Raw genomic sequence first — 22,854 nt, 5'->3', positions numbered from 1 at the left:
CACGCTTGAGCCAGTCGTCGAGAACGTCGAACCATCCTCGCTGGGCTTGCGCGCGCCCCATTGCTATGGTCATTTCATATCCTCGTTAATATCGCAGCAAATCCCTAAGGCGAGAGCAGGATACCCTTCCCAAGGGCTAAGAAAACCTGCTAATCAGCCAGGCTTTTAGATTTTATTTGGACGCTTCCTAAGCTTGATCCTCAAACCTAGCTAGGCGCTATCCAACGCTAACTTTGCCTTACACCATGCGATCGCATCCCACGGTGAACAGCACTTAACGTCTCTCTATGATATAGAGATATTAAAAATTTTACAATCTGATATGAGCAATTCATTTTTCCTAAAACTCGCTTTGAGTGGGATTCACAGCGTTTTTTGGAGATCCAATGCTTCCTTTGTTCTCTCAGATTTGTAACGTACCAATGCTGAATATCAAGCGTTAGAGTAGATAACGGTGTCTTATCCATGAATCTGAAACACTGTCACTGTTGCCTCTCGAAAATAGGCATATAGCTTAAAGCTCCACTCCCTGCCCAGGTTTTTGCATATCACTTAAAAAATTAGGATTTTTACCCATGTCGTCCTCTACAACAAAAAAGACAGCCGATTTAACCCTCACCCAAGATGTTCTGGGGTCTAGGCGATTTAGCAATTACTGGTGGGCAACTGTAGTTTTAGGCGGCAGCCTGGGCTTCCTGCTCGCAAGCTTATCGAGCTATTTCAAAGTCAACCTACTACCGTTTGCCAGTCCGACGGATTTAATTTTCGTACCTCAAGGTGCCGTCATGGGATTCTATGGTGTGGCGGGTTTGCTGCTAGCCACTTACTTATGGAGTGTCATTCTTTTAGACGTGGGTGGCGGCTTTAATCGATTTGATCGGAATACGGGAACTGTGACCATTTTTCGGAAGGGGTTTTTGGGCAAGAATCGCACCATTGAGGTTTCTTACCCCTTAGAAGATGTGCAAGCGATTCGTGTGGAAATCAAGGAAGGGCTGAATCCCCGGCGAGTTTTATATCTTCGCGTGAAGGGGAAGGGCGATTTACCCTTAACTCCAGTAGGGCAGCCGATGGCACTCTCACGTCTTGAGAATCAGGGGGCAGAACTAGCACGATTCTTGGGCGTTCCACTTGAAGGGCTGTAACGTACACAGATCTAGAAACCAAGGATTTAGTTGAATGAACGTGATCAAACCTATTCTTAAACCCCTGTTTTCGGTGGGGTTGTTCCTCGTATTGGCGATCGCCCTTATCTCTTGCGCCACTCAAGAAGCCGCAGAAACGGCATCTGCGACATCAACACCTCAAAGTACCAGCATTGTCAACGCTCCCATGGCAAGTTCGCTGCCTCGTCTGGATGGCACGGCTACGGTTGAACTGATCGTTAACGGCAGCCCAATTCGGATTGAGGTCGATGGCACCAATGCGCCGATTACCGCTGGTAATTTTGTCGATTTGGTGCAGAAGGGCGTATATGACGGTACAGCCTTTCATCGAGTCGTCAGAGATCCAGAACCCTTTGTAGTGCAGGGTGGCGATCCGCAAACGAAGGATCCCAATGTTCCGCCTCAGATGTACGGCACTGGAAGCTATGTTGATCCAGAAACAGGACTCCCTCGCTACATTCCCCTAGAAATTAAGCCCCAAGGGAGTAATAGTGAAATTGTTTACAGCCGCACGTTGGAAGACGCGAAGGTTGACCGTCCCCCAGTGTTGATGCATCAGCGGGGTGCGGTTGCGATGGCGCGATCGCAAATGCCAGATTCAGCATCATCACAGTTTTACTTTGCGTTGTCGGATTTAGGCTTTTTAGATGGCAACTACGCCGTTTTGGGGTACGTAACTGAGGGTATGGAGGTTGTGGACGCGATTCAGCAAGGCGATCGCATCGAATCCGCACGGGTTATTTCAGGTCTAGAAAACCTGAAAACCCCCTAGAGTTCCAAAACTACGGAAACCATCACACTCCGAGTTATCCTTCTTCTGGCGGATAGGTGAGTGCATCGATAGCCAGCAATAGCTCCTCTTCCTGCTCCTCGAATTCTTCTTCGGAGATATCGCCCATATCAAAGGCGAGTTGCAGGGCGAGGAGCTGTTTTTGCAAGGATTCTTTCTCGTCCAGATCCGAACCTGCATGTTCTAGAATTTTATTTCCAATCCAGGCAAGACCGTTAACGGGAGCGGTGATCGGGGCAAAGAGGAGATCAAGAAACATAAAAAACCTCTGGGATTGCGGTGAAGGTCATGGCAATGGAGCAATTCTCTAGAGATCCACTAGGCAAAGGCTTCTAATTGGGCAAAGTTAAACGGAGCTGTGAAGTTGTTGTAGCGAATCCGCAAGCGATTTTCAAAATGGTGATCGAGGTGTTCTACCTTTTCGCTAAACGCCGACTCCGCATCCCACGAAATCAAATAGGCCGCATTATAAATCATGGTCTCCGTTAGCGGATCATTTTCAACGACCTTGGTGGCTAGCGGATTGAGCGTGGTTTGAAAGGTTTGGATAATAGCGTCTTTACGATCCTCCATGGCCTGTTCTATAGCCTGCCCAATCCGGACAATCTCATCCATGCTGAGGGTGCGTCCTTCAAGGCGATCGCGCTCCGCCCGCAAGGTATCGTTTTCAGCCATCAAGGCTTCTAGCTCTTTCTCCGTTTCCCAAAACAGTTTCACACCTACTTCTCGTTGTCCTTCCAAGTGATGAAGCAACGTGCTGAGTTTTTCGCCCTGGGGCGTAATAAGCTGCTCCCGCACCATATCCCAATCATCAATAATGAGACCAAATTGCAGGGGGAGCAGAGTATGAAATCCGTGCTCCATCGCATGTTCTAGAACCCGTTCATGTCCTAGTAAGTTGCGGCGGCTTGCCAGATAGCGATCCTGCTGAGCATCAGAGTAGAGAAAAACAAACTGATCAAGCTGGTGCGACTTCACTGGCTGCTTATCTAGCCCTTCAATTTCCAGATGGGTGGGGCCAGGGGTTGGGAAAATGCCGTATAGGTACAGACCGTTTGACATGGGAAATCACCTTGGGGTTGTCAGTGATAAATCGGCGGATTGGAAGGGGTATGCTTGCTCTGGTTGGACGGAGGGCAAAGGGGAGCGGATCGGCGTCATTATGATTCCAGGTTCCCAGTCCCCTTTGTTCCGAACGCAGGAAGCACCATTGATAGAGTTCCCTCGTTTGCAGCAAATCAAACGGGTTTCGAGGTGAGAACTAGGCGTAACTTCGCATGGATCAAGTTAAGCTGTGCAAGGCCCAGTTCGACATCGCCTTCGAGGACGACACCAACATTGAGCAGGCGATCCAGGAGTTCTAGAATTGACGGGTTGGTTGAAGTTTCGCCAGGGTAGTACCCTGTTCTGGGCAGCAATGTTCCGATGTCGCCTAAATCAATGTTGAGATCGGCGGGATCAATCTCAAAAATCTCGCAAAGCTGGATAACTTGCTCCTCAAGTTTGCGGAGGCTTTCCGCTGCCCGTTCCAAATCAGCCTCGGTTAGCTCACCCTGATCCATCCGTCGAATGATCTGCGCTTCCATCAATTGCCGCACCAACTCAACGACCGTCAGCAAAAGAGGGGCAAGTCCTGAATTTGGCTTTGACGGTGCGGAGAGTGCAGAGTTTAAATCGATGGTATCGGATGGGATGTCTGAGGACGCATTATCCGGTTGAATCATGATCACCCTACACTTGGTGATTGTCTTGGGACGCTGCGTCTCGCAAAGACGCTTTGCCAACGCCCTCCTGTGTAGCATTACGAAACGTTTTTTGGTGTTCCAGAAATGCGGTGTGCCATTCCTGAAAACGTCGCTCGCCGTCGCGCACTAGCATTTGTCGATAGTGCTCTGAATCAAGATAGGGTTTGGGTTGACGTTGCACTTGGTTCATCGGTTTAGGTTGATCGGGTTGATCGAATTGCTCCATAGGTACAGTGTTCATATAAACGCTGTATGTCTCTATAGTGATGAGATCCAAGGGGTAAGCGCTACTAATCTTAGCGATTCTTGAACTGACGGCTCCAGAGCGTGCTTCGCCACTGACGCAAGGATTCCTGTGCAATTTGGCGATCGCGCTCAGCATCCATTCGCGCCTGATCGAATGCGGCAGAACTATCTACCAGTCGTGATCCTGCCGACCGAAAGCTAGGAATAGAGCGACTGGTGGCAATTTGTTTCATCGTACGAATCGTAATCACAGAAAACTCCTAAAGTCTCTATAGTGGTGTACTTCCCTCTAACAGGCGGAATTCAGGTTATTCGGTGGGGTAGTACCCTGACACCAGAGAACGACGCCAATGGGCAATCGCCATAGAGATCGGTTCCGCTAGGGAGTCTCCGGCGCAGCCCTTAAAGCGCGTAGCTCGGTTTCTAAGCTTTCGATACGGGCTTGAAGTTGCTGATTCGCCTGTAAGAGCTGCTGGGCTTGACCACTCAGATACGGATCGCTCTCCCACCAGTTAATGCCAATTTCCTTAGCCTTATCAACCGAGGAAATGAGGAGACGGATGCGGATGCTGAGCAGTTCAGTGGAACCAACGGAAACAGAAATGTCACCCGCAATCACAATCCCTTTATCGAGAACGCGCTCTAAGACATCAGCCAGGGTTGATCCTTGCGTGGCCGTTGCGATCGTGCGATGGGATTGGGGGGATGAGCGGGTGGGCATGGTGGTTGTCATAGGACACTAGGGACGTGAGGTCACACTGAGGCAGTAGCCGGGACAGAGGTATTCAAACGATAGGTTGAGGGCTTGTCGGGACTGGATTGGATCAGAATGAGACCTTTATCGACCAAAGAACGCAGCGCATTAATCGACTGGAAACGGTTGATGCTTAGCGCAACTTCAATTTCCGATGGACGAGCTTCTTCTGTGGTCTGTAGGTAGGCGTACACATCTCGCTCAAAGGGCACTTCCGAAAACTCTTCGATTACTGGATCAATTGTACTCGGTGCAGCAGCAAGGGCGATCGCCTCATCATCGAGGTCATTGGAAACTGTTTCTGTCACGTTCGCTTCGGCGTCGAAGTCATCCTCCGCTTCGCCAGAGTCAGCATCCAAGGCTTCAAGTTCCGGTGACTCAAGCTCTGCCGCTGTTACGTCCGCTTTAACGTCGTCAACAGCGATGGCTGATTCAACCAAAACAGTTGGTTCCACAACAAGGGTATCCTCTTCAGCAATCACAGATTCTTCAGAAGGGGCGATCGCCTCTACATCCGCCGCTTCGGTAGGAGTGGGCTCAGCAATTTCGAGATCTTCAGCTTCTGCCTCTACATCGAGTTCCTGATCCCCAGGTTCCTGATCATCAAGACTGTCTGCTGCTAACGCATCAACAATTCCAGCTTCGTCCTCGTCAGCTTCAGCGAGTTCTGTCGCTGCTACATCGGCAATTTCATCAGAATTTTCAAGTTCGGCAACGTCTTCAATGTGCTCGTCACCCCCCTGAGCTTCGTCAAGATCGATGACAGCTTCGGTCAGTTCATCGATAATTTCCGGCTGATTTGTTTCTGCTGGGGCATTTACCTGGGGTTCTGGTGTATCTAGAACTAAAGAACGAGCAGCCTGCGCCTGGACTTCTGCCAGTAGGGCATCGGCTTCTGCGGAATCGTCAAGATCGCCATCCACCGGTGGTCTATAGGGATCGAATAGGTGATCCGTAGGCTCTTGAGGCGTAAAGCTAACCCCAACCAGTTCATTAAAGGTTTCCCAAATCAGTTGGGTCGCCTGACGAACGGGCAGCCCCGATCGAGAGAGCAAAATATCCTGGCAGAGATCTCGAAATTCGGCGTTCTCCGTGCCCGCAATAATGCCATGCTCATGACAAATTTTGGAAATCATTAAACACGACCGCAATCCAGACGAGTTTTCCAGATTGGCCTTAACGCGGAACCGACGCACCAGTTGCACAATCGTTACTGCACTCTGGCGATCGATACCGACTTTCTGGGCAATGATTTCCTGCTGGGTTAGCTCATCCGGTTCAGGAATGTTGATGGTGATTAATCGATCCAACAAGGCATCCTGAGTGGCATGAACCCCACAATACTCCTCTGGGTTCGAGGTGAAGATGGCACGGAAATGCGGATTAACCCGAATGTACTCGTTGCGGTTGCTGCTGGGTGGCAACACCAGCAACTTCTCTTCCAATGCGGACAGGAGTACATTATTCACTTCTGGGCGTGAGCGGTTAAATTCGTCATAGACCAGGGTGAATCCTTCGCGGCAGGCGAGGGTCAAACGGGAATCGACCCAGTTATGCCGAAGCTCATCTTCCATCTTGACGACGCTGTGAATAAAGTTATCCACAACTTTCTTGCGGGTGTAACCCGACTGGTTGCCAATCAGGTCGGTAGACTTAAACTCGTCATCTCCGAACAACAGCATGATGGGACGACTCAGTAGGTCGGCTAAATGGAGTGCCAAAGTCGTTTTTCCAGTTCCGGCAGCCCCCCGGAGGTGAACCGGGAATCCTGACTGGAGATAGCGCAATGCGCGGGCAATGATGCGCTCGATAGCGGGGGTGCTTACGAAACCGCGAGGTCGGGCATGGAGAACAGTGGTCACAGGCTTACTTCCTCTTGAATCAAGTAGACGCGATCGCGTTGAGTTACCAGACCTTCCTTGATCAACGCACGTAGTGCATCAACGGCTTGGAAGCGGTTAATTCCCAAGGCTGTCTCGATTTCGGGGAGTCTAGCTCCCTGCATTTTGCGGATATGCTCACAAATTTCGGCTTCCAGTTGAGCCAGGGGGTGATGATGGGCATCGGAGTTAGATGCTGTCTCATCAACCTTGGGTGCGACTGGGGCTGGAACTGGAGCGGGTGCTTCTATAGCAGGAGGGGGGGCGATCGCCGCTGGTTTAGCTGGAGGCACGGCTTTGGGCGCAGGGGCTACCTTCGCCTTTGCTTTAGCCTGTACCTTGTTAGAAGATGCAGGTTTGGCGGCGGGTCTTTTAAGCTGCATCGTTGGCTTTGGGGCAGCAACGGGAACGCCTTCGTTTCCCCAAACGCTTTGTCGGATGCTGGTGCAATAGGACGTAAGCTCTGCCCGAAAGTCTGCCAAGTCGCGAAACAGCGCCTCTACTTCAGCCAAGCGCTTGTCATGGCTCTGCTGAAGTTCGCTCCAAACCTGCTCAGCCCGTCGTTCGCGCATGGCTCCCAATTCCGACAGGTAAACCTGGACGTCGGCTTTGAGATCTTCGACGTAGGTGGCTAGCTCTTGCATAATTTGGATTTCGTCCTGATGACGCTTTTCGGTGTACGCCTGAATGAGGGCTGCCACAAGGGTGGATAACTCACGACGAAACCCTTGCAGATCGCGGGTAAGCTGTTGTGCCATTAGGGTGCGATCGCTCGTCACTTGAGACAAAAACTCAGCCGTTTCCGCTTTAATGACGCGGGTATAGCTCTCTAGCTCTTGAAACAGTTGCTGCGCCTGAATTTGGCGCTGTTGACTAGCAGATGCAAGAAACAGTTGAGTGGCGGTTCTAATTTCTTGCTGAAATTGGCTGAGTTCGCTACGTAATTGCGCAGCCTGAGCTTGCCGTTCAGCTGAGAACCCACTGAGCAGTTCCTGCACCTCGATTTGCCGTTGATTAAATTCTTGCTGGCGCTGGACTCGTAGTGCCTGCCACGAATCTCTGAGGGAACTCATGGGAATACCTCCTGCTGGGGTGAGGAATAGTGAAACCTACCCAGTGCGATCGCAAGGGAAGGCTGGAGGGGAGTCTGGGACTCCCCAGAAGGCCCTCTACCCAGTAGAGAGCACTACCAAGGGTTGTGAGTCCTATGCAGGAACAGCAGCCTGAGCAGTCAGACCTACAGCTTCTGCATACTTCAAGTAGGTTTCTACGGACGCAATCACAACGCGAGCCTCAATAGCCAGTAGTTCGATACCAACCAATGAAACACGAACCCATGCATCAACAACGATACCTTTGTCGAGGATGCGGTCAACAACTTCAGCAAGGCTAGAGGAGGAGTTTACTTTTTCAACTGCCATAGTTAATCACCTAAGGAAATGTTTGAATGGACTGGTTAGACAGAAACAACTTACGAAAGCAGAATGTAAGCTGTTAAAAATCGAGTGTGAGACAGACTACACCCTCGTATTTCGGTTGAGTATCCAGACCTGAATTATTCGTCTAGCTAGTGTTCATTAACTAACTTCATACCTTGTTCCAGACAAGCACTAATTGTTTGAAACAGATTTGAAGTTTAATTCGAACCTAAAGATCGACGATTAAACTCTGACTACTCGTACTAGAAAAATCACCGTTATCCTAATTAAGTCAACTAGAAATAGTGATTGTCTCTAGCACCTCTCTTCGAGGATATTTAAATAGTACCCACTCTAAAAAACGAACTAACATCGCAAACCAAATTTTCTGCATTCTTATTTCTTCTTTACAGTTCAAGGATTGTGGCGTGTTGTCTTCGTACGAATTCGCTTGCTTACTAGGATAAGCAAGGTTATGCGTTATAGAGAACACTAGTCCCAGAGCCTTAAGAAAACCCGTCGGGGTGCTAAAAACACAGAAGCTTGTTCTGTCAATTTAATGTTCATCTATGGAAAAAACAATCCGGAAAAAAGAGAACTTTCTTAGATTTTTTGATAGAAAATAATTTAAAGATACAAGGATTATTCAGCCAGATAAAACGACTGAATAATCTCTAAAACAATGACTATTTTATGGTCTAAAAATTAATTTTGCTCGTCTATAAGAGTCTGCTATTCATGCTTAAGTATGTACTCGCTTCTCGAAGTCCTCGCGAGTTTCCTCAATAATTGAGAGTGCACCTTTGTAAACCTCTGGGTAATCTTGTCGTATCCAGTCTAGTAGACGTACAAGCTGTGCATTCCGGAGTTCTAGATCAGCTTGAAAAATTGTGGCTGTTGCCATATGTTTTGCGTATTCAGCAGGATGACCTTGCTCAATAAACTGAGCAATCAGCATCGTAAGCGCTTGTTGACGAACGGGATCAGAAGTTTGTCCTGAGAGCATTATTCCTCCAGACAAAAGCTAGAAAAACTAATCTTGAGCGGCTGGTAAATGCAAACTCGTGAACTGTAGCGTAGTTCACCTATCCCAGATCAGTTGTAGACAAGTTTCAGGAAATTGTATTCAGTGGGATTGCGTATATATTGACGGAAGATATTTATCGCTATCCTGGTACTCGACCTAAAAACCCGCCCATGTCTCCGATGGGCGGGTTCTGTCATGCTAATGGTGGGGCGATCACACCGAAGACATCCAAACCTGAGGTTGTGAATTGCATTAGAACGGGTTGTAAACGGCTCGCGCATCAAAGCCTGCGGCTCTTAAATAAGCCGCTTGAGCTTCTGCACAGGCATAGGAGTCATACAGACCTGCACTAATGAAGGAACCCCAGGGAGCATGACGTAATGTAGCGGGTGTAATCGCATTAATTTTATTGCGGAGAGATTCGGGCGAGTCCCCCGTATTTCCAGGAACAATGGCAACATACGAACCAGAGGACGTCGTTGGACACACAGTACGGGCAGGGGGGCGTCCGCCTTGAGGGGGTAAGCCTGCCAAATTTCCGCAAGGCTCGTTCGGATTCGTGATTAGGTATCCAAGCCCCAAAGCTTCTAAGGTTTCCGGCCCCGTTAATCCATCGACGCAAACTAAGCCATTTCGGCGCTGAAAACTGAGAACAGCTTGTTCCGTCGATACACCGTAGTATCCATCTACAGGCAATCCCAAAGCACCTTGAATCGCTTCTACAGCTGAGCCTTGGTCACCTGGAAAGTAGACCTGGGCAACCGCATCAGCAACCCAACCCAATCCGGTTAACGCTAATGTTGCAAAGACTTGAACCATTAAGGACAATCGGCGGCTCATGGTCTTTCAACTCCTTTTAAATGTCTGCTGTTAACAGCTTAAATCTTATTCACAAATAAAACATTAAGATAATTCTCTCTATGGCGTTTGCTGACTTTGGATATCATCGATATTCCAGTCAACAGCCAAAGCAAATGCATACTACGGGAAGGGCTTAAAACTCATGATGTATAGCAATATACCCCTACGGATAGCATTGCTAATTGTAAAGAGTTCGCCGCGTTCATTTGAACTTGCTACGCTACAGGTATGGGTGGGAGCTAAGCTGTGTGGGCGTTTGATCCAATCTGAGAGGTATTCACAAAAATTATCATGTATCTTCTCGTGTTTCAGGAGTTACAGCGGGAGCCACGGGGTGCTGCCGCTGTAAAATCAGGATTTCTTGGCCAACCATTGGGCTTCTTGCCAGAACCGTTTGTTCACCGTCTATAAGCAGAAGCTTGGGTAAACTCGCCTGCTGCGATCGCTGCCAAAGGTCTTCTGCAAGTCGGTCTTGGCGGCGAGGGGGCAGCTCATACCAATCTTCCCCTAGTTCTACCGTAAGGCGATCGCGCTTCGCATTGACGTGCGCCGACTGAATGAGTAGAGGCGTGCTGTCATAACGATTTCGCAAATCCACCAGTTGCTTTTGCAGCGTTTCCATAGATTTCCGTTGGCTTGGAGCAAAGCCACGAATGGGCGGAAGCATTAGATCTCCGGATTCCGAAACGATCTCATCTAACGGAATCTCCGTTTCACCTGAAACACTGATTAGGGGTTTACTGTCTTGAACATCTTCAGAGGTATCGGCCACATCGAGAGCAGGCGGCACCGAGGAGTCTGGTATTTCGGATTGGGGAGGTTGGGTTGCAGCTTTAGGCGCAGACCGGGGGAAAAGGATTGAAGGCGTAATCCAGAGGGCAAGGGCGATCGCCCCAGCCAGTAAGAGATTTAGCAGTGGTGTAGGCAGTTTTTGGTTCCAGGTATCCGGCAACACGGCCCGCACTAAGTTGATCAATCCCCTCCAAACAGCTCCCACGGCGCTGAGCAGGGAGCGCTTTTGTTTGGGTGATGCAGTAGGTAGAGGAGTTTTTGCCCCTGCTTGATCGGTCAGATTGTTTGGAGATGAGGTGGGAGCAGGTAGCTTTGGTGAGCCTTCGAGGAGATCCAGCAAAAGCTGCAAAATTTGAATCACAAATCGTAGGATTAAAACGGCGATCGCCCGAAACAGAGGCACGATCGCTTGGACAACTTTCCAAATCAGTTGGAACACTGACCCAACAAAATTTCCGACCGTATCCAGGGCTGATTCTTTTGGGGGAATTGGGGAAGCGGCTGCTTTTTGAGGTTGCTCTGCGACGTCTGCGGCAATCGCCTCGGATATTGCCTCATCTGCCAACGGGCGATCGCTCAGGGAATCCCCTCCTACTGCTATAGTCTCCTCCTGCCCATCTTGCCCATCTGCGCTCTCTTCATCGCTCATCATCTGTGCCGACTCATCCTCTAGATCTTCGGTCTGAGGCCAGGTTTCTTCGTCATCTTGAGTATCAGACATCTCCTCGGATGCAACGGTATCGACGGCTTGGTCTTGAAACGGGGTGTCAGGGAGTGGGGCGCGATCGCCTACCTCCTCGACCTGCCCAACCTCTATTTCCAACGCCGATACCTCAACCTCGACCTCGGACGCTTCTACAGTTTGTTCTTCCTGATATTCTGAATTGTCTGGCTGAAGCTCTGTAGGCTCTGGGGAGTCTTGAGGTGTATGTTCTGAAAAATCTGCTGATGTTGGCTCTGGGGTAGATGAATCGTGGGACATAGGAGTTTCCTCGCAGGCAACATACTCAAATACTCGCGATCGCACTATTCATGATGGGACGCTCAATGCAATGTGAACGCCATGCATATGTATACGTATAGTGCGCCTATGGAAATGACGGGTTCAAAACACCCATCACTCTATCATTGCTACCCTCGGAAATACCCAAATCACAAGCTGACCTTCACATTTCCTCAGATATGGGCGTCAGATTTGGGCGATCACAGGAGCAACGCAACGCCCATATCCCCGATAATACTCGGCACAGCATGGGAGTAGGCAAACCTACCCTCGCTTTGAGTTACCGTTGTCCTACGCTCAAACTAGGTAAATAAAAGGGTAACCTCACTCAACCTTGCAATCTCTGACTCACTCAACGACCAGCCGATCGCCCCTGCATTTTGGCGAGCATGGTTCGCATTTTTTGCCCCCGGAATCGGAATCACATTCCCCTGGGCGATCAGCCAATTCAACGCCACTTGGGCGGGGGTGCGGTCATGGGTTGTGGCAATATCAGTCAAGGTTTGCAATACGGGCGCTAATTTCGTAAGACCGCTTGGGCTAAATCGCGGATCGATGCGCCGTGCGCCGGAGGAGGGCTTGGGCTCCTGTGGCGTGTATTTACCTGTCAGTAATCCTTGCGCCAACGGACTATAGGCCAGGATTGTGATGTTTAAGTCGCGAGCGATCGCCATCACACCATTCGTTTCAATCTTGCGGTTCAGCAACGAGTATTGCACCTGATTCACCGCTAAAGGCACGCCTCGTTTCGCCAAACGCTCATGCGCCTGTTTGGTCTGATCGGCGGAATAGTTGCTAACCCCGATCGCGCGAATTCGCCCCTGTTTCACCTCATCTGCTAAGGCATCCATCAACGTTGGCTGTCCCATGAAAAAATCAAACGGCCAGTGGACTTGATATAGATCCACCGTTGGCACTTGCAATCGCTTCAGGCTAGCGGTTAACGCATCTGCAACCGAACCCGCCGAGAATCGCCACGGCAGCGGAAAATACTTGGTGGCAATGTGAACGGGCGTACCCAATTCCTGCATAAAGCGACCGAGCAAGCGTTCGGACTCGCCAAAGCCGTAAATTTCGGCAGTATCGAAAAAGTTGATGCCTGTGGCGATCGCCTCCTGAAAGGCTTCACGAAGCTGCGGCTCCCCATACTCGTTACCGTATCCCCAAAACAGAGTATCCCCCCAAGCCCATGTCCCAATTCCAATCGCAGGAACAACGACGCCTGTTTCACCTAGAGTAATTCTACTCATAGCCTTCCTTGTTACATTTCTATATATAAAGAAGTGTAGCGAGTTTAGGGGTTGGGACGTTATCGGAACGCGATCATGCAACGTCAGATTTAATCGTCATGAAAGTGTAACCCTCAGTATCACAAGGCAGCACCAAAGAAAATGCTAAATCAACCAATAATTGATTTGAGTTTTACGTTCTTTATCGATAAAAGTGGCATACGTTTAGCGTCAGGAAGCTGGATTTAATGACACTTTTATGCATCATATACCAACACCCTTATATCGGGTCTCAGTCTGATATCAGCAGCCATTTCTCGCTTTTGCTTACTAATGGCATAGAGGATTGACAAAACCACCAAAATCTCTTAAAAAGGGAATTTCAGAGGCCAATTTTTACAAAAATTAATGATTCGCAAGAGTGATCAATCCCGATCCATCAATCCGACAAAAACCTCTATAACGTCTTCTGGATCAATAGTTTGACTGTTTTGTAACGTTACATCTTGTATGAATACAAACAAAATATAAACAAAGCTTATCTTTAAGCAAAGAAGATTCGAAGAAAGGCTTATTAGATTCCTGATATATTTTGATCTAAACCTGTGAATTGGAGTATTCCGACACTGGAAGGGTCAGCCCTGGGAGGCTGATATTGCCTTGTCAACGTACTTTGATTTCAAACAATTGAATCCTCGTGATGGTGTGGCGCATCGAGGAAAGGCTCGGCAGAGTCATGCCTCACTATAGGTGAGTTGAATTGATGGACACCGGGGATACGTTTGTTCGGATCGCAATGATTTAACTAGGAAGGGAAACGATGTCTTATTCACAAACCAGAACTCAGTCAAAGGCTGGGTATGATGCTGGGGTTAAGGATTACAAACTGACCTACTACACCCCAGACTATACTCCTAAAGATACCGATATTTTGGCGGCGTTCCGGGTAACTCCTCAGCCGGGTGTACCTCCTGAGGAAGCAGGCGCAGCAGTGGCGGCAGAATCTTCAACAGGAACCTGGACGACCGTATGGACAGACCTACTCACCGACCTCGATCGCTACAAAGGTCGTTGCTATGATATCGAGCCTGTTCGTGGTGCAGACGACGGACAGTTCATCGCGTACATTGCTTACCCCCTCGACCTGTTTGAGGAAGGCTCTGTAACCAACTTGCTGACCTCTTTGGTTGGTAACGTATTTGGTTTCAAAGCGCTGAAAGCGCTGCGTTTGGAAGATTTGCGCATTCCGGTTGCATACCTAAAGACGTTCCAAGGTCCTCCCCACGGGATTCAAGTTGAGCGCGACAAGTTGAACAAGTATGGTCGTCCCCTGCTGGGCTGTACCATCAAACCGAAGCTTGGTCTGTCTGCGAAGAACTATGGCCGTGCTGTGTATGAGGCTCTGCGTGGTGGCCTCGACTTCACGAAGGATGATGAGAACGTTAACTCTCAGCCCTTCCAGCGCTGGCGCGATCGCTTCCTGTTCATTGCCGATGCAATCCACAAGGCTCAGGCGGAAACCGGAGAAATCAAAGGTCACTACCTGAACGTAACTGCTGCAACCTGCGAGGAAATGCTGAAGCGGGCTGAGTTCGCAAAAGAACTCGGCATGCCCATCATCATGCATGATTTCTTGACCGCTGGTTTCACCGCTAATACCACCCTGTCTCACTGGTGCCGCGATAATGGCGTTCTGCTCCACATCCACCGGGCGATGCACGCGGTAATCGACCGTCAAAAAAATCACGGTATTCACTTCCGCGTGTTGTCGAAGTGCTTGCGGATGTCGGGTGGTGACCACATCCACACCGGAACCGTTGTGGGTAAGCTTGAGGGCGATCGCGACATCACCCTAGGCTTCATCGACCTGCTCCGTGAAAACTACGTTGAGAAAGATCTGTCTCGCGGTATTTACTTCACCCAAGACTGGGCATCCATGCCCAGTGTTATGGCGGTGGCGTCCGGTGGTATCCACGTATGGCACATGCCAGCTCTGGTTGAAATCTTCGGCGATGAGTCCGTCCTACAGTTTGGTGGTGGTACCTTGGGTCACCCCTGGGGGAACGCACCGGGTGCAACCGCGAACCGCGTTGCGCTGGAAGCTTGCGTTCAGGCTCGGAACGAAGGTCGTGACCTCATGCGTGAAGGTGGCGATATCATCCGTGAAGCCGCGAAGTGGTCGCCTGAGTTGGCTGTTGCTTGTGAACTTTGGAAGGAAATCAAGTTCGAGTTTGAAGCGGTTGATACCGTCTGATCCTGATTTTGAGGTTTAGATAACGAGCTACAGCCCGTTTCTAAGCCTCTGCACTTCTTTATGGACCTCAAAAATATTGCGAAGGATACAGCGAAGGTTCTGATCAGCTATTTAACCTATCGAGCTGTGCGGGTTGTCGTGGCGCAACTCAGCGAAACGAATCCCCCCCTTTCGATCTGGTTAAGTCAGTTTTCTTCGACTGGCAAGATTCAGGATGGAGAAGCCTATCTGAACGAGCTGATTCAGGAAAACCAGGATTTGGCCTTTCGCATCATGACGGTAAGGGCTTACTTGGCGGATGAAGTGACCGAATTTTTGCCAGAAATGGCGCGATCGGGCATTCAGCAGGCGAATATGGAGCATCACCGGGAATACCTAGAGCGTATTACGCAGCTTCAACCGTCAGATACCTTGCCCAGCATGGAATCAATACCGGAGTCGGACATCGATCCGGATTCCTAATTGTCTAAGTTATTGACCTCATAGTTTACAGGTGAGCCATGAAAACACTGCCTAAAGAGCGTCGGTTTGAAACGCTGTCCTATCTTCCTCCCCTCAGCGACCAGCAGATTGCTCGTCAGCTTCAGTATGTGATTGATCAAGGGTTCATTCCGGCGATCGAGTTCAACGAAGACTCGAACCCAGAGACCCACTACTGGACGATGTGGAAGCTGCCTCTGTTCGGAAAGCCGTCGGTTCAAGACGTCCTGAACGAGGTGAACGAATGCCGTAACGAGTATCGTGATTGCTACATCCGTGTTGTTGCGTTCGACAACATCAAGCAGTGTCAGGTTATGAGCTTTATCGTTCACAAGCCTGGTAGCGGTAGCTCTTTCCGTTACTAAGATTTGCTTGAGGGTAGAGGTGCTCTACCCTGGGCTCTTTGGTCTGAATGAGTGGATACAAATGTGGAAGGTCTCGCTAGTCGGAATAGTGCTAGCAGGCTATCCCAACTAGTTCGATGATCTGAACGTGTCCCATTGCAATTCTGGAGGTAGTATTTCCTACCTCCAGAATTTTTTTGTCTGTTTCATCACGTTTAAGTGGATTGGTTCAGATATTCCTGGTGGGCTGTGAGGTTGGGTTGCGATCGCCACAAGTGCTCCAGTTTAGAGGCTTGTACCGTAAGGTACAGAACATCGCCAGGGCAGAGATGTACATCCAAAAGAGTCCAGCCGTGAATGGCCCGCTGCGACCCTTCGATGTAAAGCGGAACAATGTCAGTGCTGGTAGCAACATCTTTCACCTGTTGTCCACAAAAGGGGTGAGCAGGTGTAATCATTGTCGCCAGGGCAACCCATAACGTATTTGCCGTCATGCCATTCCCCAGGATTCGACCGCCCAAAGCCGCTGCCGCAAACGACGGAGCCGCTAGCTCGGTAGGGCTAAGAACCGCCTCAAACTCAAAGACCGCTTGGGCTAGAGGTGCAAATTGCGGATCTTGATTTCGCACAATCACCGGAACACGAGGGGCAAGCCCTTTGGCACTCAGCGCAATCTCCAGATTTGCGACATCATCACTGGTTGAGGCGAGTAAGGCATCGGCAGTCTGAATATGGGCTTCGACCAGGGTTGCCGCTAAGCTGGCATCACTCTGAATCACCGGAATCTTGAGAGCAGCAGCAGTGTGTAGGAATCGGTTATTGGGATCTTTTTCGATAATGACAATAGAGCAGCCGTTGGCATGGAGTTGATCCACAATCTGAATTCCTAGCCCCCCCAATCCACAAACAATGTAGTGGTTGCGGGTGGGAATGCGGGGGCTATTCCAAAGCTGCTTAAACCGACTCCCCAAAACAAAGTCATTGAGGAGAGCGTAGCAAATGCCAATAACGCCTGCCCTCACCAGCATCATCATAACCGTGAAGAGTTTGATGCTAGGGTCGGATTGCTCAGCCACACGTTCCTGTCCACCTGCTCCGGTAATCATGCCCACTGAAAAGTAAAGGGCATCCACAATCGGAGTGTTGTAGTTATTGATGATGTAGGTTACCGTCGAAAGGGCAATCACGAAGAGCAGTGCGACCAGAACCGTAAGCGTGGGCTGTAGGCGTTGTTGGAACTGCCGTACCTTTGCCCAAAATTCCAGGAACTTGTAGTGAAGGGTGCGCTGAACCGTGCGGATACTAGGCTGAGTGGCAATAATCAAACGATCGCCCACTTGGAGGCGATTCCCCTGCAATACCGCCGAGACTAAATCAACATCCTCATGACGGGGCAGATAGTAAATTAACATCCGGGTGCGGTCGTCCCAGAGATCGCTGAGCAAACGCCCCTTCCAGGGATGAACATCGTGGATAAACTCTTCCTGGATAGGCCAAACCTGATTGTAGAGTTGGAGTTGCCCAATCGCTTTATTGCCCAGAGCCGCAAAGGCAAAGACGGGAGCCGACAAGGCTGCAACGCTCATACTGGTGTGATCGGGCAGAGTGTGATCCAGGCGATCGCCCAAACTCGTATTAAACAGGCGGTTGATAATGCGAATGCGCGGATTGAGCACCCTGGCCTGGGTCAAAATTGCCAGGTTTAGGGCATCATCGCTGGTCGCCAGCACCAGCGTATGAGCCTCACGGACTCCGGCTTCAATGAGAGTGGCGGGCGATCGCAAATTCCCAATTACAATATCCCGCACATAGGTCGAATCCGACCCAAAGGACATGGGGCAGCTTTGAGCCTGAGCTGTTGTGTCTCCCTCAATGGGCACATCGTTGACGCCAACGACCACAGCACCTTGCTGCTTGAGCAAACAAAAGATTTTGTAACCCGTTAATCCAAGACCGCAAACAATAATACGAGGCTTAATTGAAGGAGGCATTGCGCCAGTTGTTTCAAGATTATGGATGTCCTGTGAACATGTACCCAAAACAAGCGTATTAGGTACAGAATCACATTGTCCCGATATCCTTCACTGCAAGTTGTAATCAGAGGTACGAAATTACAAAACTTAGAGTTTTGCGACCTACCGGATAAACGTGGGAAAGCTAGAAGAAGAGACTATGTCGTATTCCAATAGGTAAAGCCATGCGTCGCCCCACTGCCGGAAAGATTCGCCCTAAAATTAGCACCATGCCTCGCCAGCGTTCGGAGGCAGCAGCATTTCTAGACATTTACAAGCTCACCGTTGAGAAGAAACGCCTAGAGCAAGAACTAGACGCCATCGATCAGCGGCGGGAGTTGATCGTGCAACGCTTAGCCGTGTTGGATCAGGCGGTTCAACATTTAGAAGACAACGTGCAGCAAATGCGCGAGAACGATGTCTCTGGAGCAGACGCAGAATTTGCGCCAGGTCGTTCCGTGTACACATCGCCGACCTCTGGGCTAGCAGGGAACTTTGACACACTAACCCTGGATTACTAAATCGCCTAGAGTCTATCAACAATCTGTTCGGTTCCTAGGACAAGAATTTTTCTACAAGCGATCGCCCGACTCGATAAGATAGGAGTGCTAGATTGCGCTGATCTGGGAGACATGTGGGATGGCAGCAATACTGAAGAAACCGATTTTAGTAGGTGGTTTGGGGTTAACAGCCGGACTATGGGCACTGCAAAGTTTCGGTGATTCTGCTCTGCACGCAGGCGGCGATCTGATGTGGGGCGCGATCGCCCTTGGATCGGGCTATCTCTGGTTGCGTCAATACTTCAAATCCTCAGACAACAGTGCCAAATCCCCTGCGGTCTTGCTTCCCATCGCGGCAAACCGTACCGTTGTGGAACAGGCACTGTCAGCCGTTGATGCCCTAATTACCCAACTTCAGAGTGAACCGACGGGAACTGGCGATGCGGTATCGGATTCGGTTGTAGAACCGTTGCGGACAAAGCTAGCCGAGTTGAACCAAGAACTCGATCGTCAACATTTAACCGTGACGGTATTGGGCGAGTCAGGTGTGGGTAAAACCGCTCTGATGAATTGGTTACAGGACAACTGGCTGTCGGGACATCAAGACAAGCATAGTCAGACGGTTTCGTTGATGGACTCCCTACCCGCCATCAACCAAGTGACCGATGATGCCGCAAGTCTCGCTATGCCCAGCGATGCCCTAACCCATGATCTGCTGCTCTTCCTCACGTCGGGCGATTTAACGGATTCTCAATTCCAGATTCTCCAGCAATTACGCCAACAGCGACAGCGGGTCTTACTCGTCTTTAGCAAACAGGATCAGTATTTGCCGGACGATCGCCTGACCGTGCTCCATCAGTTACAGCAGCGGGTGAAATCGGTCATGGAACCTGAGGATGTGGTGGCGATCGCCACGGTTCCTGCACCGATTAAAGTTCGTCAACATCAAGACGACGGCTCGATCATTGAGCGCACCGAGCAACCGGAGGCCAATGTATTTTCCTTGAGCGATCGTTTAGGCACGATTTTGCACCAGGAAGCGCAACAGCTTGTATGGGCAACGGTGCTGCGGAAGTCTTGGCTACTGCGTCAGGACATTGTGGCAGAACTTAATCAGATTCGGCGCGATCGCGCTCTATCCATGATTGAACAGTCCCAGTGGATCGCCGCCGCCGCCGCCTTTGCGAATCCTGTACCGACGCTGGATCTCCTAGCAACCGCTGCGGTGAATGCCCAACTAGTGATGGATCTGGGTACGGTGTATCATCAGCCCTTCTCAATGGATCAGGCAAAGGAAATTGCAGGCACGATGGCCGCCCAGATGGTGAAGTTGGGCTTGGTGGAAGTGTCTACCCAGGCGATTAGTCCCCTATTAAAAGGAAGTGCCTTGACCTATGTGGCGGGCGGCATGCTGCAAGGGGTGAGTGCGGCCTATTTGACCCGGATTGCCGGACTCAGTTTAGTCGAGTATTTGCAAGAGCGCAGCCAAAATCCCGATTTGGCAAAACAGCCGATTCAAATCGATCGCATTTTGAACACGCTGAAGTCGGTCTTCCAGAGCAACCAACGCACCGAGTTTCTGCAGCAGTTGGTGACCCAGGGAATGACACGATTGCTTCCCACTGCCGAAGCCAAGGCAGAAGCCACGATTTAATGGTTTAATCCAACGGGCGATCGCTCCACCTTTAAGCATTCAGGAGCGGTTCGGAAATTAATCGCGGATAGTACGGCGATCGCCCTGCTCCTAGAGCGGAAGTTGCGTTCACAATTAGAGATATTGGGTTCTACGTAACGGCTTTGAATCAACCACCCTCTCCCAAAAACCGTGACCGTACTCCAGGCGCGACCGATACCTATCTCAACCGGGCACGTACCAGTCTCCGGCAGACCCTGAATCGCTTTTCCCAGCGGAGAGTGCTGGATCGGCGATCGCCCCTTGCTGAGATACAGGCCACGACGAAACGCGAGATTGATCAGCTATCCTCGGTCATCGAGAAATTAAACAACCGCTTGATTAAGATTGCGGTCTTTGGGTTAGTCAGTCGTGGAAAGTCTGCCGTTTTGAATGCCTTAATGGGACAAAAGCTGCTGCAAACGGGGCCAACCCACGGGATAACGCAATGGGCGCGATCGGTGATGTGGTCGCTAGACACTCCCAACGGAGCCGTACCTATTGAATTAATCGACACACCCGGACTCGATGAAATTGATGGACAGGCACGGGCAGATTTAGCGCGAGAGGTGGCCTACCAAGCCGATCTGATTCTCTTCGTCGTTGCAGGCGATATCACCCGTACCGAATACCTCGCCCTTACGGAACTGCAATCGGCTCAGAAACCGCTGATCTTGGTCTTTAACAAAACGGATTTGTACCCCGATCGCGATCGCCAAACCATTTACCGCAAGCTGCAAGATTTGCTGATTCAAGAGCAGAAACGCCCCTACGCAGCTTCGACTCCTACCCCGAATCGCCCCTTTTTTGTGGCCGATGATGTGGTGATGGTGGCCGCCGAACCCGCGCCAGTGGAAGTACGGGTCGAATATCCCGATGGACGGGTGGAGCATGAGTGGGAACCGTTACCGCCCAACGTGCATGAGCTGAAGACCCGTTTAGTCGATATCCTCATGCGGGAAGGACAAGCCTTGTTAGCGCTAAATGCCTTGCGACAGGCACGAGACACGGAAGCGGCGATCGCCCGCAAAACTGTTTACGCCTATCAACAAGAGGCCGATGAGCTAATCTGGCGCTATGCCAAATGGAAAGGGGGGATTGTGGCGCTCAATCCGATTGCGATTCTGGATGTGCTGGGCGGTGCGGTGGCGGATCTGATGTTGATTCGCTCCCTCGCCAAACTCTACGGATTGCCCATGACCAGCCACGAAGCCCGCAAACTGATGAACGCGATTATCTGGAGTTCGGGAAGCCTAGCCGTCGGTGAATTGGGCAGCAGCTTTCTCCTTGGTGTCGGTAAAAGCGGGGCGGCGATCGCCTCTGCCTTCGATAGCGTGTCTGGGTTTACAGCCTACACCACCGCCGCCGCTGCCCAGGCTGCTCTAGCAGGATACGGTTCCTATCGGGTCGGGAAAGCGGCCCAGGTCTATCTGGTACAGGGCTGTACGTGGGGGCCTCAAGGCGCAGATACCGTAATTCAAGATATTCTGGCTCAAATCGATTCAGACACTATTCTGCACCGTTTGCAGCAAGAGCTTCAGTCCACCCTCGATCAGGAATACTCTGCCCGGTCATGACCGTAATTCTCACCAACGACGATGGCATCGATGCCCCCGGCATTCGCGCCATGCAACAGGCGATCGCCCGTATTCACCCTATCCCAAGCGTCTTAGTCGCACCCAAAGATCATCAATCGGGCTGCAGCCACCAAACCTCCACCCATCGCCCCATTACCGTAGAACAGCGCAATGAAACGGAATTTGCCGTAGATGGTACGCCCGTAGACTGTACCCGCCTCGGCGTGCGCTACCTGCAACCGGATGCCACCCTAGTTCTATCGGGAATCAACGCAGGCGGCAATCTAGGTTCAGATATCTACATTTCCGGCACCGTTGCTGCGGTGCGCGAGGCGACACTACTGCGTGTGCCAGGAATTGCCGTATCCCACTACATTAAACGGGGTCGCCCCATTGACTGGGACAGGGCAACCGATCTGACGGTGCAGGTCTTAGAACAGCTTCTCAGTCAACCGATCCCGGAGGGCACTTTCTGGAATGTGAATCTTCCCCACGTCGAATCAGACGATCCAGACCCTCAGATGATCTACTGTTCAGCCTGTACGCAACCCCTACCCACAGATTTTCACATCGAGCAAAACCAGTATCGGTATACTGGAGACTATGCCCAGCGACGGCGCGATCCAGGCGCGGATGTAGATGTCTGTTTTAGCGGCAATATTGCGATCACGCAACTACGACTTTGGTAGGTGCTACACGATACCGTGGGTTAAATTCTTTACTGAAGAGCGTTTGCCCAAATAGTTCCCTATGCTTAGACCAGATTTGCGATCGCCCCCCTCCCTAGCTCTAAAAATATGCGATTCCCTGGAAGAGCAGGACACTAGAAGGTGCGGAATATCAAGCATTGCAGGCCATTTAGGAGACTCCTCTCGGTTTCTGAAACTGTCACAGTTCAAGAACTTAGACCCTCGCACTTCAAAAAGGCGATCGCCTCATGAATAATAAGAATCAAGTTCAAACACCAACGATTCTAAATTCAGAGCAGGGAACTTTTAGCAAAGAAATGAATCTCAGAATACTGAATCGATGCTTACCACAAAAACCTGATTATTTTGTGAAGCCAAGAACTTTTTTCTACAAAGTTCGTCATCCATTTCAACC

At 50.4% G+C, this 22,854-nt stretch carries 23 protein-coding genes; 9 read left to right on the top strand and 14 right to left on the bottom strand.

Going from position 1 to position 22,854, the window contains the following annotated elements; translation table 11 throughout:
• The first annotated feature begins 575 nt into the window (after positions 1-575).
• Both IGR76_04310 and IGR76_04305 read left to right on the top strand, forming a co-directional pair.
• The gene (locus tag IGR76_04310; GenBank protein MBF2077748.1) at positions 576-1,145 is read left to right on the top strand and encodes a photosystem I assembly protein Ycf4; all 570 of its coding nucleotides are present in this window, start codon (positions 576-578) and stop codon (positions 1,143-1,145) included.
• A gap of 34 nt (positions 1,146-1,179) precedes the next feature.
• A complete protein-coding gene (locus IGR76_04305) occupies positions 1,180-1,938 on the top strand; it encodes a peptidylprolyl isomerase (protein ID MBF2077747.1) in 759 nt (252 codons plus the stop codon).
• A 34-nt stretch (positions 1,939-1,972) separates the two neighbouring features.
• Here IGR76_04305 and IGR76_04300 read toward each other — a convergent pair whose 3' ends face one another.
• From IGR76_04300 to IGR76_04240, 13 genes are all read right to left on the bottom strand, one after another.
• Complete coding sequence (locus tag IGR76_04300; GenBank protein ID MBF2077746.1) at positions 1,973-2,215, bottom strand: gas vesicle protein GvpG; 243 nt, start codon at positions 2,213-2,215, stop codon at positions 1,973-1,975.
• Positions 2,216-2,274: 59 nt separating this feature from the next.
• Positions 2,275-3,018, bottom strand: coding sequence for a GvpL/GvpF family gas vesicle protein (locus IGR76_04295; GenBank protein MBF2077745.1), 744 nt, complete (start codon positions 3,016-3,018; stop codon positions 2,275-2,277).
• A gap of 176 nt (positions 3,019-3,194) precedes the next feature.
• The gene (locus IGR76_04290; GenBank protein ID MBF2077744.1) at positions 3,195-3,680 is read right to left on the bottom strand and encodes a gas vesicle protein K; all 486 of its coding nucleotides are present in this window, start codon (positions 3,678-3,680) and stop codon (positions 3,195-3,197) included.
• A 7-nt stretch (positions 3,681-3,687) separates the two neighbouring features.
• A complete protein-coding gene (locus IGR76_04285) occupies positions 3,688-3,891 on the bottom strand; it encodes a hypothetical protein (protein ID MBF2077743.1) in 204 nt (67 codons plus the stop codon).
• A 106-nt stretch (positions 3,892-3,997) separates the two neighbouring features.
• On the bottom strand, positions 3,998-4,198 hold the full coding sequence (locus IGR76_04280; GenBank protein MBF2077742.1) for a hypothetical protein: 201 nt from the start codon (positions 4,196-4,198) through the stop codon (positions 3,998-4,000).
• Positions 4,199-4,326: 128 nt separating this feature from the next.
• Entirely contained in the window at positions 4,327-4,680 is a 354-nt protein-coding gene (locus IGR76_04275; protein ID MBF2077741.1) for a gas vesicle protein, read from the bottom strand.
• 20 nt (positions 4,681-4,700) lie between these two features.
• On the bottom strand, positions 4,701-6,563 hold the full coding sequence (gene gvpN / locus IGR76_04270) for a gas vesicle protein GvpN (GenBank protein MBF2077740.1): 1,863 nt from the start codon (positions 6,561-6,563) through the stop codon (positions 4,701-4,703).
• Positions 6,560-7,654, bottom strand: coding sequence for a gas vesicle protein GvpC (gene gvpC / locus IGR76_04265; protein ID MBF2077739.1), 1,095 nt, complete (start codon positions 7,652-7,654; stop codon positions 6,560-6,562). Before gvpC ends, gvpN begins: the two co-directional genes overlap by 4 nt.
• A gap of 132 nt (positions 7,655-7,786) precedes the next feature.
• Positions 7,787-8,002, bottom strand: coding sequence for a gas vesicle structural protein GvpA (gvpA, locus tag IGR76_04260; GenBank protein ID MBF2077738.1), 216 nt, complete (start codon positions 8,000-8,002; stop codon positions 7,787-7,789).
• Positions 8,003-8,741: 739 nt separating this feature from the next.
• Entirely contained in the window at positions 8,742-9,005 is a 264-nt protein-coding gene (locus tag IGR76_04255) for a hypothetical protein (GenBank protein ID MBF2077737.1), read from the bottom strand.
• Between the two features lie 273 nt (positions 9,006-9,278).
• On the bottom strand, positions 9,279-9,866 hold the full coding sequence (locus IGR76_04250) for a peptidoglycan-binding protein (GenBank protein ID MBF2077736.1): 588 nt from the start codon (positions 9,864-9,866) through the stop codon (positions 9,279-9,281).
• A gap of 310 nt (positions 9,867-10,176) precedes the next feature.
• The gene (locus IGR76_04245) at positions 10,177-11,661 is read right to left on the bottom strand and encodes a hypothetical protein (GenBank protein ID MBF2077735.1); all 1,485 of its coding nucleotides are present in this window, start codon (positions 11,659-11,661) and stop codon (positions 10,177-10,179) included.
• Positions 11,662-11,984: 323 nt separating this feature from the next.
• Positions 11,985-12,932 (bottom strand): aldo/keto reductase, encoded by a 948-nt coding sequence (locus IGR76_04240; GenBank protein MBF2077734.1) that lies wholly within the window; start codon positions 12,930-12,932, stop codon positions 11,985-11,987.
• Between the two features lie 799 nt (positions 12,933-13,731).
• On the opposite strand from IGR76_04240, the gene IGR76_04235 reads away from it, so the two are divergent.
• From IGR76_04235 to IGR76_04225, 3 genes are read left to right on the top strand one after another with little or no spacing between them, the layout of a single operon-like run.
• Positions 13,732-15,165: a form I ribulose bisphosphate carboxylase large subunit gene (locus tag IGR76_04235; protein MBF2077733.1), complete on the top strand. Its 1,434-nt coding sequence runs from the start codon at positions 13,732-13,734 to the stop codon at positions 15,163-15,165.
• A gap of 60 nt (positions 15,166-15,225) precedes the next feature.
• Positions 15,226-15,627, top strand: a complete 402-nt coding sequence (locus IGR76_04230) for a chaperonin family protein RbcX (protein MBF2077732.1) — start codon at positions 15,226-15,228, stop codon at positions 15,625-15,627.
• 38 nt (positions 15,628-15,665) lie between these two features.
• Entirely contained in the window at positions 15,666-16,010 is a 345-nt protein-coding gene (locus IGR76_04225) for a ribulose bisphosphate carboxylase small subunit (protein ID MBF2077731.1), read from the top strand.
• 194 nt (positions 16,011-16,204) lie between these two features.
• On the opposite strand, the gene IGR76_04220 is transcribed toward IGR76_04225, so the two are convergent.
• On the bottom strand, positions 16,205-17,968 hold the full coding sequence (locus IGR76_04220; protein MBF2077730.1) for an NAD-binding protein: 1,764 nt from the start codon (positions 17,966-17,968) through the stop codon (positions 16,205-16,207).
• Positions 17,969-18,186: 218 nt separating this feature from the next.
• Here IGR76_04220 and IGR76_04215 point away from each other — a divergent pair, with 218 nt between their 5' ends.
• The 4 genes from IGR76_04215 to surE all read left to right on the top strand — a co-directional run bounded on the left by IGR76_04215 (position 18,187) and on the right by surE (position 22,439).
• A complete protein-coding gene (locus IGR76_04215) occupies positions 18,187-18,522 on the top strand; it encodes a hypothetical protein (protein MBF2077729.1) in 336 nt (111 codons plus the stop codon).
• Positions 18,523-18,640: 118 nt separating this feature from the next.
• A complete protein-coding gene (locus IGR76_04210; protein ID MBF2077728.1) occupies positions 18,641-20,155 on the top strand; it encodes a DUF697 domain-containing protein in 1,515 nt (504 codons plus the stop codon).
• Between the two features lie 143 nt (positions 20,156-20,298).
• Positions 20,299-21,750, top strand: coding sequence for a DUF697 domain-containing protein (locus IGR76_04205; protein MBF2077727.1), 1,452 nt, complete (start codon positions 20,299-20,301; stop codon positions 21,748-21,750).
• Positions 21,747-22,439, top strand: coding sequence for a 5'/3'-nucleotidase SurE (gene surE, locus IGR76_04200; protein ID MBF2077726.1), 693 nt, complete (start codon positions 21,747-21,749; stop codon positions 22,437-22,439). Before IGR76_04205 ends, surE begins: the two co-directional genes overlap by 4 nt.
• Positions 22,440-22,854 lie beyond the last annotated feature (415 nt).

It is taken from the genome of Synechococcales cyanobacterium T60_A2020_003 (genome assembly GCA_015272205.1).
In the GTDB taxonomy this organism is placed as follows: domain Bacteria; phylum Cyanobacteriota; class Cyanobacteriia; order RECH01; family RECH01; genus JACYMB01.
The sequence above is the reverse complement of the archived record's forward strand: the minus strand, read 5'-3'. Positions and strand labels throughout refer to the sequence as shown.

Excerpts from the sequence above, each read along its gene's own strand:
- IGR76_04310 (MBF2077748.1), top strand. The coding sequence starts at position 576 with ATGTCGTCCTCTACAACAAAAAAGACAGCCGATTTAACCCTCACCCAA.
- IGR76_04305 (MBF2077747.1), top strand. The coding sequence starts at position 1,180 with ATGAACGTGATCAAACCTATTCTTAAACCCCTGTTTTCGGTGGGGTTG.
- IGR76_04300 (MBF2077746.1), bottom strand. The coding sequence starts at position 2,215 with ATGTTTCTTGATCTCCTCTTTGCCCCGATCACCGCTCCCGTTAACGGT.
- IGR76_04295 (MBF2077745.1), bottom strand. The coding sequence starts at position 3,018 with ATGTCAAACGGTCTGTACCTATACGGCATTTTCCCAACCCCTGGCCCC.
- IGR76_04290 (MBF2077744.1), bottom strand. The coding sequence starts at position 3,680 with ATGATTCAACCGGATAATGCGTCCTCAGACATCCCATCCGATACCATC.
- IGR76_04285 (MBF2077743.1), bottom strand. The coding sequence starts at position 3,891 with ATGAACCAAGTGCAACGTCAACCCAAACCCTATCTTGATTCAGAGCAC.
- IGR76_04275 (MBF2077741.1), bottom strand. The coding sequence starts at position 4,680 with ATGACAACCACCATGCCCACCCGCTCATCCCCCCAATCCCATCGCACG.
- gvpC (MBF2077739.1), bottom strand. The coding sequence starts at position 7,654 with ATGAGTTCCCTCAGAGATTCGTGGCAGGCACTACGAGTCCAGCGCCAG.
- gvpA (MBF2077738.1), bottom strand. The coding sequence starts at position 8,002 with ATGGCAGTTGAAAAAGTAAACTCCTCCTCTAGCCTTGCTGAAGTTGTT.
- IGR76_04255 (MBF2077737.1), bottom strand. The coding sequence starts at position 9,005 with ATGCTCTCAGGACAAACTTCTGATCCCGTTCGTCAACAAGCGCTTACG.
- IGR76_04250 (MBF2077736.1), bottom strand. The coding sequence starts at position 9,866 with ATGAGCCGCCGATTGTCCTTAATGGTTCAAGTCTTTGCAACATTAGCG.
- IGR76_04245 (MBF2077735.1), bottom strand. The coding sequence starts at position 11,661 with ATGTCCCACGATTCATCTACCCCAGAGCCAACATCAGCAGATTTTTCA.
- IGR76_04240 (MBF2077734.1), bottom strand. The coding sequence starts at position 12,932 with ATGAGTAGAATTACTCTAGGTGAAACAGGCGTCGTTGTTCCTGCGATT.
- IGR76_04235 (MBF2077733.1), top strand. The coding sequence starts at position 13,732 with ATGTCTTATTCACAAACCAGAACTCAGTCAAAGGCTGGGTATGATGCT.
- IGR76_04230 (MBF2077732.1), top strand. The coding sequence starts at position 15,226 with ATGGACCTCAAAAATATTGCGAAGGATACAGCGAAGGTTCTGATCAGC.
- IGR76_04225 (MBF2077731.1), top strand. The coding sequence starts at position 15,666 with ATGAAAACACTGCCTAAAGAGCGTCGGTTTGAAACGCTGTCCTATCTT.
- IGR76_04215 (MBF2077729.1), top strand. The coding sequence starts at position 18,187 with ATGCGTCGCCCCACTGCCGGAAAGATTCGCCCTAAAATTAGCACCATG.
- IGR76_04210 (MBF2077728.1), top strand. The coding sequence starts at position 18,641 with ATGGCAGCAATACTGAAGAAACCGATTTTAGTAGGTGGTTTGGGGTTA.
- surE (MBF2077726.1), top strand. The coding sequence starts at position 21,747 with ATGACCGTAATTCTCACCAACGACGATGGCATCGATGCCCCCGGCATT.